16 protein-coding genes are annotated in these 15,233 nt (G+C 36.0%); 6 read left to right on the top strand and 10 right to left on the bottom strand.

What is annotated here, in order from left to right:
- Window positions 1-29 precede the first annotated feature (29 nt).
- From AC0NJG_RS16195 to AC0NJG_RS16205, 3 genes are all read right to left on the bottom strand, one after another.
- Complete coding sequence (locus AC0NJG_RS16195; RefSeq protein ID WP_088327794.1) at window positions 30-479, bottom strand: spore coat protein; 450 nt, start codon at window positions 477-479, stop codon at window positions 30-32.
- Between the two features lie 20 nt (window positions 480-499).
- On the bottom strand, window positions 500-997 hold the full coding sequence (locus AC0NJG_RS16200) for a hypothetical protein (protein ID WP_060629356.1): 498 nt from the start codon (window positions 995-997) through the stop codon (window positions 500-502).
- A 236-nt stretch (window positions 998-1,233) separates the two neighbouring features.
- Window positions 1,234-1,473, bottom strand: a complete 240-nt coding sequence (locus AC0NJG_RS16205) for a helix-turn-helix domain-containing protein (RefSeq protein WP_001004507.1) — start codon at window positions 1,471-1,473, stop codon at window positions 1,234-1,236.
- A gap of 181 nt (window positions 1,474-1,654) precedes the next feature.
- Here AC0NJG_RS16205 and AC0NJG_RS16210 point away from each other — a divergent pair, with 181 nt between their 5' ends.
- The gene (locus AC0NJG_RS16210; RefSeq protein ID WP_060629355.1) at window positions 1,655-2,023 is read left to right on the top strand and encodes a hypothetical protein; all 369 of its coding nucleotides are present in this window, start codon (window positions 1,655-1,657) and stop codon (window positions 2,021-2,023) included.
- A 195-nt stretch (window positions 2,024-2,218) separates the two neighbouring features.
- On the opposite strand, the gene AC0NJG_RS16215 is transcribed toward AC0NJG_RS16210, so the two are convergent.
- Complete coding sequence (locus tag AC0NJG_RS16215) at window positions 2,219-3,268, bottom strand: NAD(P)/FAD-dependent oxidoreductase (protein ID WP_060629354.1); 1,050 nt, start codon at window positions 3,266-3,268, stop codon at window positions 2,219-2,221.
- Between the two features lie 331 nt (window positions 3,269-3,599).
- Between AC0NJG_RS16215 and AC0NJG_RS16220 the strand changes: the two genes are divergently transcribed.
- From AC0NJG_RS16220 to AC0NJG_RS16230, 3 genes are read left to right on the top strand one after another with little or no spacing between them, the layout of a single operon-like run.
- Window positions 3,600-4,517, top strand: a complete 918-nt coding sequence (locus AC0NJG_RS16220; RefSeq protein WP_000732578.1) for an iron-hydroxamate ABC transporter substrate-binding protein — start codon at window positions 3,600-3,602, stop codon at window positions 4,515-4,517.
- A gap of 48 nt (window positions 4,518-4,565) precedes the next feature.
- Window positions 4,566-5,606, top strand: a complete 1,041-nt coding sequence (locus AC0NJG_RS16225; RefSeq protein WP_140421270.1) for a FecCD family ABC transporter permease — start codon at window positions 4,566-4,568, stop codon at window positions 5,604-5,606.
- Complete coding sequence (locus AC0NJG_RS16230) at window positions 5,603-6,610, top strand: FecCD family ABC transporter permease (RefSeq protein WP_000613093.1); 1,008 nt, start codon at window positions 5,603-5,605, stop codon at window positions 6,608-6,610. The genes AC0NJG_RS16225 and AC0NJG_RS16230 overlap by 4 nt, the downstream gene beginning before the upstream one ends.
- Window positions 6,611-6,655: 45 nt before the next feature.
- On the opposite strand, the gene AC0NJG_RS16235 is transcribed toward AC0NJG_RS16230, so the two are convergent.
- From AC0NJG_RS16235 to mtnK, 3 genes are read right to left on the bottom strand one after another with little or no spacing between them, the layout of a single operon-like run.
- On the bottom strand, window positions 6,656-7,297 hold the full coding sequence (locus AC0NJG_RS16235) for an L-fuculose-phosphate aldolase (RefSeq protein WP_000926547.1): 642 nt from the start codon (window positions 7,295-7,297) through the stop codon (window positions 6,656-6,658).
- 54 nt (window positions 7,298-7,351) lie between these two features.
- Window positions 7,352-8,395, bottom strand: a complete 1,044-nt coding sequence (gene mtnA / locus AC0NJG_RS16240; protein WP_474063219.1) for an S-methyl-5-thioribose-1-phosphate isomerase — start codon at window positions 8,393-8,395, stop codon at window positions 7,352-7,354.
- 12 nt (window positions 8,396-8,407) lie between these two features.
- Complete coding sequence (mtnK, locus tag AC0NJG_RS16245; protein ID WP_474063220.1) at window positions 8,408-9,637, bottom strand: S-methyl-5-thioribose kinase; 1,230 nt, start codon at window positions 9,635-9,637, stop codon at window positions 8,408-8,410.
- A 589-nt stretch (window positions 9,638-10,226) separates the two neighbouring features.
- Here mtnK and ahpC point away from each other — a divergent pair.
- Both ahpC and ahpF read left to right on the top strand, forming a co-directional pair.
- A complete protein-coding gene (gene ahpC / locus AC0NJG_RS16250) occupies window positions 10,227-10,790 on the top strand; it encodes an alkyl hydroperoxide reductase subunit C (protein WP_000924422.1) in 564 nt (187 codons plus the stop codon).
- 14 nt (window positions 10,791-10,804) lie between these two features.
- Window positions 10,805-12,331 (top strand): alkyl hydroperoxide reductase subunit F, encoded by a 1,527-nt coding sequence (ahpF, locus tag AC0NJG_RS16255; protein WP_087951986.1) that lies wholly within the window; start codon window positions 10,805-10,807, stop codon window positions 12,329-12,331.
- Between the two features lie 52 nt (window positions 12,332-12,383).
- On the opposite strand, the gene AC0NJG_RS16260 is transcribed toward ahpF, so the two are convergent.
- The 3 genes from AC0NJG_RS16260 to AC0NJG_RS16270 all read right to left on the bottom strand — a co-directional run bounded on the left by AC0NJG_RS16260 (window position 12,384) and on the right by AC0NJG_RS16270 (window position 15,031).
- A complete protein-coding gene (locus AC0NJG_RS16260) occupies window positions 12,384-13,130 on the bottom strand; it encodes a hypothetical protein (RefSeq protein WP_474063221.1) in 747 nt (248 codons plus the stop codon).
- A gap of 3 nt (window positions 13,131-13,133) precedes the next feature.
- Window positions 13,134-13,742, bottom strand: a complete 609-nt coding sequence (locus AC0NJG_RS16265; protein WP_143880730.1) for a class I SAM-dependent methyltransferase — start codon at window positions 13,740-13,742, stop codon at window positions 13,134-13,136.
- Window positions 13,743-13,915: 173 nt separating this feature from the next.
- Window positions 13,916-15,031, bottom strand: coding sequence for a M20 peptidase aminoacylase family protein (locus AC0NJG_RS16270; RefSeq protein ID WP_474063222.1), 1,116 nt, complete (start codon window positions 15,029-15,031; stop codon window positions 13,916-13,918).
- Between the last annotated feature and the right edge of the window lie 202 nt (window positions 15,032-15,233).

Genomic DNA, 15,233 nt, shown 5'->3' on the forward strand with positions numbered 1-15,233 from the left:
CTCATAATGCCCCTCTTATTTATTAAACATTATTCATCTTCATTCTTTTTACATTTAACTACTTGACTCACACTCTTAATATGATAATTAATGATATAAATAACTTCATCACAGTTTACTAGTGTAATATATTCTTCATGAACTTCACTTAATAAACCTTCCACACACTCTGGACCACCACGATTAATCTTTACCCACTTATACGTCAAGTCACATAATACATCAACAAAAGTATCATCATCAGAGTAGGAACATGAAACATAGCCATCGTCACATTTACTTTCTTTCACTTTCTTAACTAGACTCTTCACATGTTTCAATTGATAATATACTAATTCACCAAGAGGAAGTTGTAATGTAAGGTAATCTCTCCCTAACGATACAAGTACCCCTACTCGACTCTCTGGTCCACGAAGATTTACTTTTACAGTCTCGCCGACCAAGCATTTAATTTGCTCACAGCATAATACATTCTCCAATTTTGTATCCCCCTTTCTTATTATCTCCCTCTACTTGATTGTCTTTGTGCACGAGCTCGGCCTGAATTATTGCTTTCACTATTACTTTCTTCGTCCTCTCCGCACTCTACTGTGACACTCTTAATATGGGATATTGCAACTAATATAACTTCTTCTTTTACAATTAATGTCACAAATTCACAAGAAACATCTTGTAAAATACCTTCAACTTTCTCTGGGCCACCACGATTAATTTTCACCCAGCGATATTTGAAGCTTTGAAGCAGCTTTTCAAAGTCATCTTCACACTCACATTCCAACCATTCACAATCATCTGCTTTACAATCTTTCACATTTTTTGTAACACTTTTCAGATGACGAATCTGATAGTAATAGAGCTCTCCTTTTTCATTCCTTAATACAAAGTAATCCGAGCATACTGCGACTATTGTCCCTTTTTGGGCCTCTGGACCACCTCTGTTTACTCTCACAAAAGATCCAATTAAGTCTTTCAGAAAATTACAATGAAATAAACTCACGAGAAAACCCCTTCCATTAATTTATAAGCTTTTGCACTGATAGTATATGTATCTGTACAGGTTACGTTCTCTATGTTTGTCCTAGCTAGAAAAAAATATGCTTTTAACATGGTAGACTACTACCTATCAAACTTCGAAGAAACACTAAGCGCTCCTTAGGCTTTTGATATCTTTAAACAAAAAAATCCCGTATGAAGATACATTTCTGCCTATCTTCATACGGGATTTCCCATCGTTTAATCTTCGTCTTTAACATCCATATCTTCTGGAATTGGTTCGTTCAATATTTCTTCCACTAATTGCTTATATTTCTCCATTTGTTCTAAATGTGTATTGAATTGTTCTTTATTTAATAAATATTGCTCTCCATCAAATAGTGCACGAATTTTCTTTTGCTGAATTAACTCTTCAATATACGACTTTGGTAAATTCAAATACTCCGCAGCTTCTTCTACTGTTATATACAACTCGTTCATTCCTTTATTATTTTTTCCTATATACTGTATCTTACTTTATTTTTGTAAACAAATAAAAAAGATTTTGTAAATGCAACCTAAAAAGCAGGTAGATGCATTCCATATATTGTATAATAGTATATAGTAAGAATTTTTTAAATATAGAATGGTATTACCCATTTACACAAAGGAGAGTTAACATATGGCTACTCGTCACATCATTACAATGTTAGAAAAAACATTACAAATTGAAACAGAAAACACAATTTCTCATTTAACTGCATCTTTATCTGATCGTATTCTTTCTCAAAGCGCAGCAATACAGGAAAACAATTGTTACCATACAATTGGAGAATGGTACAAAAATCATTTCTTATTCCAACAAGAGGATTTCCTTTGGGCTAAATACGTTTTCTATGACGCATATTGTGAGGAAATAAAAAAACAAGGTCATCTTACAAAACGTGTTCGCCAAATATTAGAATCATTAGCTCGAATGCATGGAAAACAGTACATTGCTTCTATATTAAATATGCCATTTCCTAACGAACGAGCTAAAGGAACAGCATAATGTAATATTGTTCTGCGTCAACAAAGCATAGATTCATTATTTTCTAGGAAGATTTACAAATAAAACGTTCATGTCACATGAACTGATGAAACCGGTGTCATTATAATGATTGAAAATATAGTAAACAGGAAAACCCCCATTTATCTCTCTCGTCATTTGAATAGAGAAGTAAATGGGGGTATACTTGTTCCTTTACTATTTCATCATCTGCTTAATCAATTCACGATTTCTCTTCTTAAATACTTCATTATGCGAAGAAACCATTCCATACTCACTTGCATCTGGCTGAATAAATTGTTTCGCTTTATTTACAGCATTTCCAGCATCTTGGAATGCTCCCGCAATTAAGTGTAATTTTCCTTCATGCTTTAAAATATCCCCAGCGGCATATAATCCGTCTACTGAAGACTCACTATTTGCATTCCCTGCAATATAAAAATTATCTATAATCGCAACATCTAACTCACTATTTTCTAATAATGTAATGTCACGTTCATATCCATGATTAATAATAACTTCATCAATAAGTAAATGAGAAACTTCACCTGTCTCATGATTCGTTAATTCTACATATTCAATCGCTTCATGACTATCACCAGCAATTAATTTTGTAATCGATGTATGAAAGAAACACTCAGCTGAGCTGTTCAGCAGTTGCTTCACTTGTGCTTCATGACCAGATAATTCTTCTTTTCTATATGTTACATATACTTTTTTCGCGATTGGTTCTAATTCATTTGCCCAATCAACGGCAGAATTTCCTCCGCCGGAAATAATGATCGTTTTATCTTTGAAACGCTTTAAAGATTTCACTGTATAATTTAAATTCGATACTTCAAATCGCTCAGCACCTTCAATTGATAACTTTTGTGGTTTCAATATACCACTTCCAGTTGCCACAATAACTGTTTTTGAAAAGTGTTCTTTTCCATCGTTTGCTTTTAACGTAAAAGTGCCATCTTTATTACGAATAATCGATTCTACTTTTGTATTTAATACAACTTCCGGCTTAAATGTTAGCCCTTGTTGTACAAGTTGTTCAATTAATTTATCACCTGTAACTGGTAATAGTCCACCTACATCCCAAATCATCTTCTCTGGATAAACATGTATTTTTCCACCTAGCTGCGGTTGAAATTCTATTATTTTCGTTTTCATTTCTCTGAGTCCACTATAAAAAGCTGAATAAAGCCCTGCAGGCCCTCCGCCTATCACAGTTACATCAAACAATTCTTCTCGATTCATTCGTGCTCACTCCTCAGCTACTAATCATTGATTATCATTCTCAATAAAATATAACCTGTTTCTGCAAAATTTACAATTAAAATTACTATTGACAATACAACTAGATAAAATTATATTATTTAATGAATCAATAGTGATAATCATTATCAATTTGTTAATAATTAGAAAATTCGAGATTACATCTTCTTTTATTAGTATGGTCAATACTATATTGTGACATCTCACATTCAAGATTTTTAATAAATATTTTGTATTACCACTACTCTTTCAAAAAGATTGCAGTTAAACAAATTATTGTATACACATATCATCTATTTAAAGGAGACAGACGATGAAAAAGTTATTTATTTCACTAACAGTTCTTTTCGTCCTTGTTATGAGTGCTTGTAGCAATGGCTCTACAGACAAAAAGAATGATGCAAAAGGTAGTAAATCAGAAACAATTACATACCAATCTGAAAATGGTAAAGTAGAAGTTCCTGCAAATCCAAAACGCGTTGTTGTTTTATCATCATTCGCTGGTAACGTAATGTCATTAGGTGTAAATCTTGTTGGGGTAGATTCATGGTCTAAACAAAACCCTCGTTTTGATAGCAAACTTAAAGATGTTGCTGAAGTATCAGATGAAAATGTTGAAAAAATCGCTGAACTAAATCCAGATTTAATCATCGGTTTATCAAATATTAAAAATGTTGATAAGTTAAAGAAAATCGCTCCTACTGTAACATACACTTACGGAAAAGTTGATTACTTAACACAGCATTTAGAAATTGGTAAGTTATTAAACAAAGAAAAAGAAGCAAAAACTTGGGTTGATGACTTCAAGAAACGTGCACAAGAAGCTGGTAAAGAAATTAAAGCAAAAATCGGTGAAGATGCTACAGTTTCTGTTGTAGAAAACTTCAACAAGCAGCTTTATGTATACGGCGAGAACTGGGGTCGCGGAACAGAAATTCTGTACCAAGAAATGAAATTAAAAATGCCTGAAAAGGTAAAAGAAAAAGCATTAAAAGAAGGTTACTACGCATTATCTACTGAGGTATTACCTGAGTTTGCTGGTGATTACTTAATCGTAAGTAAAAACAAAGATACTGATAACTCATTCCAAGAGACAGAATCATATAAAAACATCCCAGCAGTAAAAAATAATCGCGTATACGAAGCAAACATGATGGAATTCTATTTCAATGATCCACTTACATTAGATTTCCAACTGGACTTCTTCAAGAAGAGCTTTCTTGGTAAATAATACAAACATGAGGAATTCTTAATTTAAGAATTCCTCTTCCTTTATTCTATGAAAAGAAAAGATGTGAAACGAATGACAAAAGAACATGACAATACACGTTCTATAGCTTTTACATACAAATTAATTTTAAGCACAATTGCATTCTTTCTTATTTTTATGGTGGCAATGGTATTAGGTGCTGCAGATACTTCAATAAAAGACGTATGGTTAGCACTCACTTCCTCCGCTAAAGGGGATAAAATATCTATTATTCGCGAAATACGTTTGCCCCGTGAAGTTGCTGCTATTTTTGTAGGAGCTGGACTTGCTGTTTCTGGAGCAATTATGCAAGGATTAACAAGAAATCCACTTGCCGATCCTGGATTATTAGGGCTATCTGGTGGAGCAAATGCTGCACTTGCACTAACACTTGCTTTCAACCCTTCCATCAGCTATCTTTACTTAACATTAGCTTGCTTTATCGGTGCTGCCGTTGGCGCAATTATGGTATTTGGAATTGGTATGGCGAAAAAAGGTGGGCTCTCTCCTCTTCGAATTGTATTAGCTGGTGCTGCCGTTTCAGCATTTCTACTCGCAATTTCAGAAGGGGTCGGCATTTACTTCAAAATTTCACAAGATGTATCACTGTGGACTGCTGGAGGCGTAATCGGAACTACTTGGAGCCAATTGAAAGTTATTATTCCAGTCATTTCAATTAGTATCTTTATCGCTATCTTACTAGCCAAAAAATTGACAGTTCTTAGTTTCAGTGAAGAAGTGGCTATTGGACTAGGTCAAAAAATTATTGTTATTAAAACCATTCTATTTATCATTATTATCTTACTTGCAGGTGCATCTGTAGCACTTGTCGGAAATATGGCATTTATCGGTTTAATGGTACCTCACATGGTACGCCCAATTGTCGGTCCAGATTACCGATTTGTTATACCAATGTCAGCAATTGCTGGGGCTTCCTTTATGCTACTTGCAGATACAATCGGACGTACCATTAACGCTCCGTACGAAACACCAGTTGCTGCTATTGTCGCAATTGTAGGATTACCATTCTTCCTATTCATTGTACGTAAAGGAGGAAAAATGTTCTCATGATCCCATCTATTCTAAGAAAACAACGTCTTATTATACTCGCTTTACTTATCCTAACCATTACAACTATTGTAATTGGAATGGGGCTCGGTTCAGCATCTTTATCTTATGATCGACTACTCCCAACATTAATGGGACAAGGAACTTTTAAAGAGGAGTTCGTTTTATACTCATTAAGACTCCCTAGAATTGTCATTACATTATTAGCTGGTATGGCTCTCGCTTTATCAGGAGCTATTCTGCAAGGACTTACCCGAAATGATTTAGCTGAACCTGGTATTCTTGGAATCAACTCTGGGGCCGGTGTTGCTGTTGCTATTTTCTTCTTATACTTTCCAATAGATGTAGGTTCATTTCTTTACTTACTACCTGTCGTTGGATTTATCGGAGCATTTCTAACAGCTGTTCTAATTTACGTATTTTCATATAGTAAATCAACTGGACTTCAGCCGGTGCGATTAACATTAACCGGTATCGGTTTTGCATTTGCACTATCTGGAATGATGATTGTCCTTATTTCATCCGCAGATCGTATGAAAGTGGACTTTATCGCCAAATGGATTGCCGGTAACATTTGGGGAGATGACTGGATCTTTGTTTTAGCAATGCTCCCATGGTTAATCGTATTCATTCCGTTCGTTTTCTATAAGGCAAATCGATTAAACATTCTAGCATTAAACGAGCCAGTCGCAATCGGCGTTGGAATTGAAATTGAAAAAGAACGCAGATACTTATTAGTTGCAGCCGTTGCGCTTGCAGCTGCAGCTGTTTCCGTAACAGGAGGAATTAGCTTTATTGGACTAATGGCTCCTCACATCGCAAAATCTTTAGTAGGTCCAAGACATCAAATCTTCATGCCTATCGCCCTTTTAATCGGTGGATGGCTATTACTATTAGCAGATACAATCGGAAGAAACATCGTTGAGCCTAACGGTATCCCAGCAGGTATTGTTGTCGCTTTAATTGGTGCTCCTTACTTTATGTATTTGTTGCTTAAGAAGGCATAGAAAGACCCTCAAGAGTCAAATCTTGAGGGTCTTTCTTGTTTCATTCTATTGCTGCCCATACCCTTCAAACTTCTTCGCCAAATTCTCCATCTCATCTTCTGGCAATAACTTAGGCTCTCCGACGCTTTTCGTTTGATAATAAATTTGCGCACAAAACTCAATTTCTTCCGCAACAGTAAATGCCATTTTTATGTTATTTGCACCTGCAATTAAACCGTGATTCGCAAGTAAAACAGCACGACGATCAATCATCCCTTCGAAAGCTGCCTCTGCTAATTGCTTCGTACCAAATGTTTCATAAGGTGCACAGCGAACATTAGGGCCTGCGAAAGCAATTAAATACGATACTGCGGGCAATTCCCATCCTAATGATGCAATTGTCTTCGCATAAGGAGAATGTGTATGCACAAGCGCATTTATATCTTCACGCTTTCTATAATAAATAAGATGCATATCGAGTTCGCTTGATGGTTTTCTCTCTCCCTCTACTACATCACCATCTAAGTTTAATATAACTACATCTTCAGGCTTCGTTTCATAATAATCTAAACCACTTGGGCTAATGGCAACAAGACCTTGCTCGCGATTGAAAATACTAATATTACCGCCTGTCCCCTTTGTTAAACCGCTAGAAATCATTTTCTTTCCATACGCTACAATTTCTTCTCTCTCTTTTTGTAATAACATATACATCCCCCTAAGTATGAAGCTTATGATGACTGAATTTTTAACTCTATCTACTTATTGAAATAGCCTTTTTAAGTTCTCCGTAAACGGTGGTTTTACAATCCCTTTTTCCGTAATAATCGCTGTTACATTTTCATATGGCGTGACATCAAATGCTGGATTATATACTTTACTTTCTTTCGGAGCAGAATATTGTCCAAAGCGATTGATCACTTCAGAAGCATCTCTTTCCTCAATCGGAATTTCTTTTCCTGTCGGTGTTTTCAAATCAATTGTCGGTGTTGGTGCCGCTACATAAAACGGAATGTTGTAGTATTTCGCTAAAATAGATACACCCAATGTCCCAATTTTATTTGCTACATCACCGTTTGCTGCCACACGATCGCATCCAACGATTACCGCATCAATCTTCCCTTGTGACATGACCATAGCTGCCATATTATCCGTAATAACAGTGACGTCAATTCCCGCTCGCTGCAATTCTAATGCTGTTAACGTTGAACCTTGTAATCTAGGACGCGTTTCATCTGAATAGATTTTTAAGTCCCACCCTTTTTCTTTCGCTAAGTACATTGGAGCTGTTGCAGTACCATACTTAGTCGTCGCTAACGCACCAGCATTACAATGTGTTAACACTCCCATTCCATCATGGAATAACGTTAATGCATGTTCTCCAATTTGACGGTTAATTTCTTCATCTTCTCTATGAATCTCTTTTGCCTCTTCTAGTAATCTATCTTTCAACTGTGCGATTGATAAGTGAGCGTTTTCTAGCGCTATTACCTCCATTCTTTCAAGTGCCCAAAATAAGTTTACTGCTGTCGGTCTTGATGTTGCTAAGTATGCACATACCTTTTTTACTTCCTCTATCAATTCTTCTACCGTATTTTGAGTAACTTCCTTGGCTCCTAAATACACACCATAAGCTGCTGAAACACCAATCGCTGGCGCTCCTCTTACTTTCATTACTTGAATGGCATCCCACACACTTTCAGCTGTTTTAAAAGATTCATAGACAACTTCATTCGGTAATAATGTTTGATCTAATAAAACTAAAGCATCCTCTTTCCACTGGATTGGTATTAATTGCTCTTCCATCATCTTCTCCCCTTACTTCGCGTAGTGCATCGACTGTTCTTTTAACGTTCCTACAAAGCTTGTACCTGTTTTATATTGATTCGCTCGTAAAATAAATTTCTTTGCAACTTGAAGACAAATACGTTCCGCTCTAGCACGTGCTTCCTCATTCTCAATACAAGTAATGTCTTGTACTTTCGCTAGCCCAACAATACGACGAATTAACTCGAGACCCGTCATCGCAGCTGTATCCTCTAATACAGATTGTAAATAGATTTCGTTAAAGCCTTCTTCCTTCGCCATAATCTCTGTCACATGAATATCCCAAGCGTCTAAAAACTTCTTCTTAAATAAATCAATTACCTCTACCATTGTCGATTGTAACCAATCCATATACGTATCTTTCTCAGCTCCAGCTGACATCGTTGCATCTGCATTTACCCAAGCAAACATTAAATTCGCCATTACATTCCCGATGTCATATCCCATCGGCCCATAAAAGGCAAACTCAGGATCAATAACCTTTGTAGAATCATCTCTTACAAAAACAGAACCAGTATGCAAATCACCGTGAAGAAGCGCCTGTGCATTCGTCATAAAAGAAAATTTCAGCTTTGCTACTTCCATACGAAGCTCTTTATCACTATAAATACGCTCTCTAATCCATCCTTCATTTAACGGAAACAGCTCATTACGCTTATTATGATTTGTAAATGGCTCGGCGTATACGAGGTCTTCTGTAATCTCACATAATTCAGGATTTATATAATTCTTCACCAGTTCCTTCTTCTCTTTATGATTCATTACAACATCCGATGTTAATAAGAGTGTATTTACCAAAAAGGTCGTTAAATCATCTGCAAGCTTTGGAAACATTTGATGATTTATAAGTGCTGTACGTAATATTGTATGGTCCGATAAATCTTCCATTACACAACAATTCATCACACTATCAAAAAAATACACCTTTGGAACAAGCCCAGGTGCTAACTCTTCCTCTAACTGCAAAACATCTGATTCTATACGGATACGATTCGTCGACAACTTAAACTCATCTGAAATACGTGCTGTATCCCCAGCTTGCTTTACAATGACAGAAATGTTCTCCTTTTCATCCCAAACGCGAAACACATAATTTAAATTACCATCACCTATTTCTTTACACTTTAGCCCCTTTGCATGTTCAAACTTAGATAATTTCTCTTTCACATATACAATCACATCGTTAGCTTCCATTAAAAAGTACTTCGTGAACTTAGACATGGTTTCCCCTCCATACTAATTGTAAGCGTTTTCTAAAAGCTATAAAAAATAATAGGATTAAATCTTTCATCCTATAATATATGTTCTTCTTTTTGAAATGTATATCTAGGTTTTATTATATCTTGTTAGCACTTTGAGTCAATGTTTCTAATTATCATTACAATATACTTCTTAATTATATATTTGAGAGGACAAAAATTGTTCAAAAAGATTCTAATTCATTTTATTTTATTTATCACACAATTCTTTGTAAAATAGAAATAAGCAGTTCCTTTTCAAAAAGACAACTTCTAAGAAATATTTCCTTCCTATGATTTATACTTACAACATATCTCTAACATACACACTACACTTTCAAACACTCATTGAAAATTTATGACATAAAAATTACCTTTTAATTCTCTAACAATCTTAATTGAGAATAAATATTAATTAAATTGATATAAAGTTCGTTTATTCTCTTGACAAAATAACCACTTCTATATGATAATTAATATCGAATTAGAATTATTATAGTTAATTAAAAAATATATTTTATGAGCACACTATTTTTTGATGCTCAAAACCAACATTTAGGAGGAATTTTAATATGTTATTAATCGGCACAGAAGTAAAACCGTTTAAAGCTAATGCTTACCATAATGGAGAATTTATCCAAGTTACTGACGAAAGTTTAAAAGGAAAATGGAGTGTAGTTTGTTTCTACCCAGCTGATTTCACATTCGTTTGCCCAACTGAACTTGAAGACTTACAAAACCAATATGCAACTCTTAAAGAGTTAGGCGTTGAAGTATACTCTGTATCTACAGACACTCACTTCACTCACAAAGCATGGCATGATAGCTCAGAAACTATCGGTAAAATCGAGTACATCATGATTGGTGACCCAACTCGCACAATTACTACAAACTTCAACGTTTTAATGGAAGAAGAAGGTCTTGCTGCTCGTGGTACATTCATCATCGATCCAGACGGCGTTATCCAATCTATGGAAATCAATGCTGACGGTATCGGCCGTGACGCAAGCATTCTTGTTAACAAAATTAAAGCAGCTCAATACGTACGTAACAACCCAGGTGAAGTTTGCCCAGCTAAATGGCAAGAGGGTTCTGCAACACTTAAACCAAGCCTTGACCTTGTAGGCAAAATCTAAGGAGTTCGATCAAAATGATACTAGATGCAGATATAAAAACACAACTATCCCAATATCTTCAATTAATGGAGAACGATATTTTACTTAAAGTAAGCGCAGGAGACGATGACGTATCTAAAGATATGTTAGCTCTAGTAGACGAATTAGCTACTATGTCATCTAAGATTACAGTAGAAAAAGTTGAATTAGAGAGAACACCAAGCTTTAGCGTAAACCGCCCTGATGAAGACACTGGTGTCGTATTCGCTGGTATTCCATTAGGACACGAATTTACTTCATTAGTGTTAGCTTTACTACAAGTAAGTGGACGCGCTCCAAAAGTTGAACAAAAATTAATCGATCAAATTAAAAACATTCAAGGCGAATATCATTTTGAATCTTATATCAGCCTAAGTTGTCATAACTGTCCTGATGTTGTACAAGCTCTTAACGTAATGAGCGTTCTTAACTCTGGTATTACACATACTATGATTGATGGCGCTGCATTCAAAGAGGAAGTAGAAAGCAAAGACATCATGGCAGTACCAACAGTTTTCCTAAACGGCGAATCTTTCGGAAGCGGTCGTATGACACTTGAAGAAATTTTAGCTAAAATGGGTAACGGTCCAGATGCATCAGAGCTTTCTGATAAAGATCCATACGATGTTCTTGTTGTTGGTGGCGGCCCTGCTGGTGCAAGTGCAGCAATTTATGCAGCACGTAAAGGCATCCGCACTGGTATCGTTGCTGAACGCTTCGGTGGTCAAGTAATGGATACTATGGGTATTGAGAACTTCATCAGCGTAAAGCGCACTGAAGGTCCTAAGCTAGTAGCAAGTCTTGAAGAGCACGTAAAAGAGTACGACATCGATGTAATGAATCTACAACGTGCGAAACGTTTAGAGAAAAAAGAACTTATTGAAGTGGAACTTGAAAACGGCGCTATTCTGAAAAGTAAGAGCGTAATCGTTTCAACAGGTGCTCGCTGGCGTAATGTTGGCGTACCAGGTGAAGCTGAGTTCAAAAATAAAGGTGTAGCATACTGCCCACACTGTGACGGTCCATTATTCACTGGAAAAGACGTAGCAGTTATCGGCGGTGGTAACTCTGGTATTGAAGCAGCTATCGACTTAGCAGGTATTGTTAATCACGTAACTGTTCTTGAATTCATGCCAGAATTAAAAGCTGATGCTGTATTACAAGAGCGTCTTAACAGCTTACCAAACGTAACTGTTCTGAAAAACGTTCAAACGAAAGAAATTACTGGTACTGATAAAGTAAACGGTATTTCTTACATCGATCGTGAAACTGAAGAAGTTCATCACGTTGAATTACAAGGTGTATTCGTACAAATCGGTCTTGTTCCAAACACAGACTGGTTAGGCGAAACAGTTGAACGCGTTCGCGGTGAAATCGTAACAGACAAGCACGGCGCTACAAACGTACCAGGGGTGTTTGCTGCAGGTGACTGTACAAATAATCCGTACAAACAAATCATCATCTCTATGGGTTCAGGTGCAAACGCAGCTTTAGGTGCATTTGATTACTTAATCCGTAACTAATATAGACGTGAGTAAAAGACGCATTACCAATTAGGTAATGCGTCTTTTTTTATTACAATGTATTTACATAGTCGTCAAAATCCTTCCAACATAGTATTGTATACGGCGACCCTATATCCAATACTACTTTTACATCCTCTGCCACTACTTTGATTCTTTTTAATGTGCTGTCTCTTTTTCCGGCCGGATAAATAGCCATTTTTACAACTTCCTGTTTTCCACCCTCATAAATCTTTATTTTCAATTCTAATTGGTCTATTTCTTCTTTTGAAAGAATCTCTTTTCCTTCCCAATCACACATTTCGAACAGAGGATATCGATCTCCATGCCATTCCTCAACAATCTCAATGACTTTAAGGATAATATAATTCCCCGATACTAATTCATAACTAACAGCATCACCTGCTTTTAAAGAAGTATTAGCTATAAATCTCTTCGGTACTTTTTTCGCTTCTGGCTGCGGAGAATTTAACTGCTCTCTTAATTTATTTAAAACTACTTCACGTTTCTTCTGTAATTTAGGTTCTTCTTCCCAGCGAGCTAAATCTGCACCACTCTCTATTATTTGCAATGCCTCCTGCTTAACATTCTCTTGAAGTCTCCCTAACCTCCATTGTATGGAAGCAAATATTAACCAAAAAACAATAGTTTCTTCATCATCTAATTCATTCTTGTATTCCTCAATTACAATCCGACTTGCTTCCTCATTTGAGTATTCATTTGCTAACAAATCCTTATACAGTAACTTAATATCCTCAGCAATATCGTCTGATAATATTGCTACTCCCCAAGCACCCATACATTAACGCTCCAATCTATACACTAAAAACCTCTCATTTCCATTCTTCTCATAAGCCCCTGGCAATCTAACTTCCCTCTTCAGCTCAAACGCAGTCTGATTTTCTAAGAAGAAAATATAGTCCTCAGAAGGATAAAATAAAATAATATCCACTTCTCTCCCCTTTTCTTCTACCGAAAGTAAAATGTTATTTACTACGTTCATAAATACTTGTACAGAAAATGGGTTGAAGAAATAAAATCGGTTATCACGTGGATCAATCTCATATTCCTGCGCTAAACAGCATTCAAACCCAATTTTACCTTTACTGTTTCTTACCTTGCGTGCATAACGATCAAGATTATCCAACGCTTCTTTATAAAACTCTTCATTCATTTCAATTCCAATCGCTGAAGCACCACACTTATGGTGCATATAAAAGTTCAATCGTCCTTTTCCACATCCAAAGTCTACAATCTGGTCGCTACTTCTTATTTCATATTGATTCAATAACTCATCTAATCCGTTATACGGCGTCGGTTCATAACGATGATAATGCATAGACTTGTTAAATCCTTTTTGCTCACCGACTGTTTTTATATTTAAAACTGCATCATAATATTGTTCGTTCATTCGACTTCTCCTATTAAGAAATGGTACTTATTATTATACACCATGTACTGGAGACTCATTTTTCATCAAGTCAATAGGTACGTGAAATTATATGAACGATTTTATCAATATATCGACGTTTCGACAAAGGATATCGACCTAACGACAAATTTCTACAAAAAAACAGGAGCTCCCTAGCCCCTGTCTTCTAACACTTTCAATACAGTTTGTTTTAATATTTCTACCCCATCCATAATACAACTATGATCGAACTTCATATACGGATGGTGTAATCCAGGTTGTAGGTCTGCTCCTAATCCAAGCATGACAGCTTTTAAATGTGGTCTCTTCACTGTGTAGTAATGGAAATCATCGCTTCCTGTCGTATAAAGTGGCCCCGTACATTTCTCTTCCCCATACACTTCAAGAATACCTTTACGCATAAATCGCTCAGCTTCTTCTGAAACTTCAGCTCCTGGCGCGAGATCAATCCACTCATATGAAGTTTTCGATCCCATCGATGCAGCTGATTCTATGACATGCTCTATTTTTTTCTTCAATTCTTCTAATAATGTATTACTCTCCGCTCTGACATCTAAGCTAAAATGCCCGTTACCCGGAATAATATTTAAATTATCACCACCAGCTTGGCACCTCGTCATCTTTACTGAATAGGAACTTTGCGGTGGTAGCCATATGTTTTTCAAACCGATATTAATCATGGAAATAACATCAATTGCATTTATCCCTTGATGTGGGCGTGCTCCATGTGCATCTTCTCCGTGAATCGTACCTTCTAAAAAACCTGCTGCTCCGTGACGAATTGATGGGGCAGCCTGTTTCAAAGATAGTTCTTCAATCGGGCGTAAATGAACACCGAATAGGAAATCCGCATCATCCACAGCACCTTTCTCTACCATTTTTAAAGCGCCATTCCCTTTCTCTTCTGCTGGCTGAAAAATAAATCTAACTGTACCACTTTTCCATCTCATATTCTTTAATTGTAAAATAAGTCCCATTACAATCGTCATATGAGCATCGTGACCACACGAATGATTCGCTTTAAATTCTCCATTCACTTCTTGCCAAAGTGCATCCATATCAGCGCGAATCGCAATAACAGGGTTTCCGCTTCCAATTTCAGCAATCACGCCTGGACAATCATTAAATATTTTATATGAAATTCCTTCTTCTTTTAAAAAGTTAGTAATATACGCTGTCGTTTCATACTCTTTCCAACTCACTTCAGGATTTTCATGTAAATGCTGAAAAATTTCAGTTAAACGCTCTTGTAGTTCTAATGTTTTCAAAGCTACATTCTCCTTCCCAAATTCCAAAACCATTTAGGTTAATTATACTTATGAAAAACAGATGTTTTTATGAACATATTGAATTTTAAGAAAAAAGTCAATTGTTTATTTTTAAACACTAAAAAAGCTTACTCTACATCTATATTACAAACTAAACAAACAACTAGAATATTACTTATTTTCTGTCTTTTGCGTTGACGCT

The sequence above is a fragment of the Bacillus sp. SSR7 genome (assembly GCF_055902415.1).

Bases quoted from the DNA above. Each gene is read 5' to 3' on its own strand.
- ahpF (WP_087951986.1), top strand. From the start codon at position 10,805: ATGATACTAGATGCAGATATAAAAACACAACTATCCCAATATCTTCAA.
- mtnA (WP_474063219.1), bottom strand. From the start codon at position 8,395: ATGGAAGAGCAATTAATACCAATCCAGTGGAAAGAGGATGCTTTAGTT.
- AC0NJG_RS16265 (WP_143880730.1), bottom strand. From the start codon at position 13,742: ATGAACGAACAATATTATGATGCAGTTTTAAATATAAAAACAGTCGGT.
- AC0NJG_RS16225 (WP_140421270.1), top strand. From the start codon at position 4,566: ATGAAAAGAAAAGATGTGAAACGAATGACAAAAGAACATGACAATACA.
- AC0NJG_RS16235 (WP_000926547.1), bottom strand. From the start codon at position 7,297: ATGTTATTACAAAAAGAGAGAGAAGAAATTGTAGCGTATGGAAAGAAA.
- AC0NJG_RS16205 (WP_001004507.1), bottom strand. From the start codon at position 1,473: ATGAACGAGTTGTATATAACAGTAGAAGAAGCTGCGGAGTATTTGAAT.
- mtnK (WP_474063220.1), bottom strand. From the start codon at position 9,637: ATGTCTAAGTTCACGAAGTACTTTTTAATGGAAGCTAACGATGTGATT.
- ahpC (WP_000924422.1), top strand. From the start codon at position 10,227: ATGTTATTAATCGGCACAGAAGTAAAACCGTTTAAAGCTAATGCTTAC.
- AC0NJG_RS16220 (WP_000732578.1), top strand. From the start codon at position 3,600: ATGAAAAAGTTATTTATTTCACTAACAGTTCTTTTCGTCCTTGTTATG.
- AC0NJG_RS16215 (WP_060629354.1), bottom strand. From the start codon at position 3,268: ATGAATCGAGAAGAATTGTTTGATGTAACTGTGATAGGCGGAGGGCCT.
- AC0NJG_RS16230 (WP_000613093.1), top strand. From the start codon at position 5,603: ATGATCCCATCTATTCTAAGAAAACAACGTCTTATTATACTCGCTTTA.
- AC0NJG_RS16260 (WP_474063221.1), bottom strand. From the start codon at position 13,130: ATGGGTGCTTGGGGAGTAGCAATATTATCAGACGATATTGCTGAGGAT.
- AC0NJG_RS16210 (WP_060629355.1), top strand. From the start codon at position 1,655: ATGGCTACTCGTCACATCATTACAATGTTAGAAAAAACATTACAAATT.